The 3,816-nt window shown below is 70.4% G+C and carries 4 protein-coding genes; 1 reads left to right on the plus strand and 3 read right to left on the minus strand.

All coding sequences use genetic code 11. The annotated features are described in order from the left end of the window. Positions 1–1,395, minus strand: a 1,395-nt coding sequence (locus tag VHA72_RS06800) for a phosphoglucomutase (protein ID WP_325573690.1), incomplete at its 3' end; no start/stop codon positions are given. A gap of 39 nt (positions 1,396–1,434) precedes the next feature. Between VHA72_RS06800 and VHA72_RS06805 the strand changes: the two genes are divergently transcribed. Then, on the plus strand, positions 1,435–2,229 hold the full coding sequence (locus VHA72_RS06805) for a crotonase/enoyl-CoA hydratase family protein (RefSeq protein WP_325573691.1): 795 nt from the start codon (positions 1,435–1,437) through the stop codon (positions 2,227–2,229). Positions 2,230–2,321: 92 nt separating this feature from the next. On the opposite strand, the gene VHA72_RS06810 is transcribed toward VHA72_RS06805, so the two are convergent. Both VHA72_RS06810 and VHA72_RS06815 read right to left on the minus strand, forming a co-directional pair. Then, positions 2,322–3,233 (minus strand): oxidoreductase, encoded by a 912-nt coding sequence (locus VHA72_RS06810; protein ID WP_325573692.1) that lies wholly within the window; start codon positions 3,231–3,233, stop codon positions 2,322–2,324. A gap of 22 nt (positions 3,234–3,255) precedes the next feature. Next, positions 3,256–3,816 (minus strand): family 43 glycosylhydrolase (locus VHA72_RS06815; protein ID WP_325573693.1); only part of this gene is annotated, 561 nt, incomplete at its 5' end.

The following is a 3,816-nucleotide window of genomic DNA, read 5'->3' on the forward strand; positions in this document are numbered from 1 at the left end:
GGCGGAGAGCCTGCCCAGCGCCGTCTTCTCCTCCGGCGTGGCGGGTGCGTCGATGCGCTCGTACGCCGGCTCGCCGTGCTTCGCCGTGAGCTCGGCATAGTGCTGCGAGGGCGTCATCCCGGTCGTGGCCAGGATCTCCGAGGCCAGCAGCGCCAGGAGCAGGCCGTCCTTGTCCGTGGTCCACACCGAGCCGTCGCGGCGCAGGAACGACGCCCCGGCCGACTCCTCCCCGCCGAAGCCGAGGCCGCCGTCGAGCAGCCCGGGCACGAACCACTTGAAGCCGACCGGCACCTCCACCAGCGGCCGGCCCAGTGCGGCCGCCACCCGGTCGATCATCGAGGAGGAGACCAGCGTCTTGCCGATCCGCGCGGTGGCGGGCCAGTCCGGCCGCGCGCCGCCGAACAGGTGCTGGATGGCGACGGCCAGGTAGTGGTTGGGGTTCATCAGGCCCGCGTCAGGGGTCACGATCCCGTGCCTGTCGGAGTCGGCGTCGTTGCCGGTGGCCAGGTCGAACTCACCGCGGCGGGAGACCAGCGAGGCCATCGAGTACGGCGAGGAGCAGTCCATCCGGATCTTCTCGTCCCAGTCGAGCGTCATGAACCGCCAGGTGGGGTCGACGACGGGGTTGACCACGGTGAGATCCAGCCGGTGCTGCTCGGCGATCCGCGCCCAGTAGTCCACCGAGGCGCCGCCGAGCGGGTCGGCGCCGATCCGCACGCCGGCGGCGCGGATCGCGTCCAGGTCGACGGCCGAGGGGAGTGCGTCGACGTACCCGCCGAGGAAGTCGTACTCGTGCGCCTGGCTCCGCGCCCGCGTCCACGGCACCCGCTTCACGTCGCGCAGGCCGCCGTGGATCAGCTCGTTGGCGCGGCCCGCGATCCAGGAGGTGGCGTCGGTGTCGGCCGGACCGCCGTGTGGCGGGTTGTACTTGAACCCGCCGTCGGTGGGTGGGTTGTGCGACGGTGTCACCACGATGCCGTCGGCCAGCCCGGGGCCGGTCGTCCGACCCTGGTTGGCCGTCAGGATCGCCAGCGACACGGCCGGCGTCGGCTGGTAGCCCTCCTGAACCATCACCGTGACGTCGTTGCCGATCAGCACCTCGACGGCCGAGACGTATGCCGGCTCCGACAGCGCGTGCGTGTCGCGGCCGAGGAAGAGCGGGCCGTCGTACCCCTGCTCGCGGCGATAGTCGCAGATCGCCTGCGTCGTCGCGAGGATGTGCGCCTCGTTGAACGTGGTGCGTAGCGAGGAGCCGCGGTGCCCCGAGGTGCCGAAGACGACCTGGTGCGCGGGATCCTCCGGATCGGGCTGTCGAGAGAAGTACGCCGTCACGAGGGCCGGCACGTCGAACAGGTCCTCGAGGGTGGCGGGTGTTCCTGCACGGGGAGAGGCCATGTCTTCATGGTGCCATTCGGTCAAGTTACTCTTCGGTACATGACCCTGGTGACCCACGCGACGGCTGACGGCATCGCGCAGGTGCGGCTCAACCGCCCCGAGAAGCTCAACGCGCTCACCCTCGACCTGCTGGCCGAGCTGGCGGCTGTCGCGCGCGAGCTCTCCCACGACAAGACGCTGCGTGCGGTGGTGCTCGCCGGCGAGGGCGACTCGTTCTGCGCCGGGCTCGACTTCGCCTCGGTGATGAAGCAGCCGGCCAAGATGTGGACCAGCTTCGTGCCGCGACCCTGGCGGGGCACCAACACCTTCCAGGAGGCCGCCTGGGCCTGGCGGCGGGTGCCGGTCCCGGTGATCGCCGCGGTCGAGGGGCACTGCCTGGGCGGCGGCGTGCAGATCGCGCTGGGTGCCGACTTCCGGATCGCCACTCCCGACTCCACCTGGTCGGTGCTGGAGGGCAAGTGGGGGATCATCCCCGACATGACAGGCATCCGGTCGCTGGCCGAGGTGGTGGGCATCGACACCGCCAAGCGGCTCACCATGACCGCGGCCATGCTCAGCGGCAAGGAGGCGCACGACCTCGGCCTGGTGACCGAGCTGTCCGCCGATCCGATCGCGGCCGCGACGGCGTTCGCCGGCCAGCTCGCCGAGCGCTCCCCGGACGCGCTGGCGGCGGCCAAGCGGCTGTTCAACGACACCTGGCAGTCCTCGCCGCGGCGTACCTTCGCCCGGGAGCGGATCGAGCAGCTCAAGCTGCTCTTCGGTGCCAACGCGAAGATCGCGCAGAAGGCGGCGTTCAAGAAGGAGCAACCGCGCTACCGGCCTCGCGCCCGCTAACCCGAGAGGTCACTTTCGGCCTGTCGAGAGGTCACTTTCGGCGCCGAAACTGACCTCTCGACCCGCCCAAGCTGACCTCTCAACGGAGGGGGCTAGGGGTAGCTGATCCCGGTCGTCCGCTCCGAGATCGCCCACAGCCGGCGCTGCGCGTCGGCGTCGTGAGAGAGCCGGGTGGAGCGCACCACCTTCGGTGGGCCCTGCGTCTCGCGCAGCCCCGAGGGCCCGACGTACGTCGATCCCGGCAGGTCGGCCGTGGCCGCCATCAGCGAAGGCCAGGCGCCCTCGGCCGGTGGCTGCGAGACGATCGGGTAGACCGCGTCGGCGATCCGCGAGAGCGGCCCGAACGAGGAGCCGTTGCTGATCAGTCGGCTGCTCACGAAGCCGGGGTGCGCGGCCAGTGCCTTCACCGGCATGCCGGCGTCGCGCAGCAGTTGGTCGAGCCGGTAGGTGAAGAGCAGGTTGGCCAGCTTGGTCTGGAAGTACGTCGGCCAGCGCAGGTAACGGCCCTCGGCGTGCGGATCGCCGAGTGGTGCTTTCGGGGCGAGGCGGTGGCCGAGGCTGGAGACGGTCACGACCCGACCCGCGCCGGAGGAGGCCAGTGCCGGCAGCAGCAGTCCGGTGAGCAGGAACGGCCCGAAGTGGTTGGTGGCCAACTGCAGCTCGAGCCCGTCGACCGTGCGGCGGTACGGCGTCGCCATCACGCCGGCGTTGTTCACCAGCCGGTGGACCGGGCCCAGCTCGGTGATCGCGGCGGCGGCCTTGCGCACCGAGCCCAGATCGCTGAGGTCGAGCACGACCTTCTCCACCCGCGCCCCGGGCGCCGCGGCGACGATCCGGGCCGAGGCGTCGTCGAGCTTGGTCTGCGAGCGGCCGGCGAGCACCAACCGGGCGCCGTGGCGGGCCAGCTCCAGGGCGGTGTCGTAGCCGATCCCGCCGTACGTCGGGCCGGTCACCACCGCGGTCTGGCCGCTCAGGTCGCCGATGTCGGACGTCGTCCAGGTCATGACCTCAACTTAGCGACACAAGCTACTTCTTCTTGCCCTTGAGGAACTTCTTCACCACCGGCACGCCGCCGGGGAAGCCGAGCTTGACGGCGTACAGCGCCCGCTTGGGGTTCTTCTTGGCGTCCTTCTTGCTGAAGAACCAGAAGTTCTTGTGGCACGCTTTGTACTTCTTGCACGTCCAGGCCTCGAAGTACATGAGCACCCTGTTCGGCTGCGCCAGCACGTCGGCGCCGCCGGGGCCGCACAGCTTCTTGGTGTTCTTGCGGGTCAGTAGCCGGTGCGCGCCGGCGGTGGTCAAGCCGGTCAGGGTCGGCGCGGAGCGCCACACCGTCATGTAGCTGCATCGGGCGTAGTCGCCCTGGGAGTCGAAGAGGTAGTACTGCCCGCTGCGGTGGATCATCACCGGGTTCTCCAGGACCCCGCTGTACTGCACCACCTGCCGGCTGGTCGCGCCCGGTGCGGCGTGCAGGCCGTCGCCGCTCAGCGGCAGCATCCGGATCGAGGAGGGCTTCCCGTCGGTCTTGTAGAGCAGGTACGGCGTGCCGTCGGTGTCGACGAACAGCGACGGGTCGATCGCGCCGAT

This window comes from Nocardioides sp. (assembly GCF_035547795.1).
Classification (GTDB): Bacteria; Actinomycetota; Actinomycetes; order Propionibacteriales; family Nocardioidaceae; genus Nocardioides.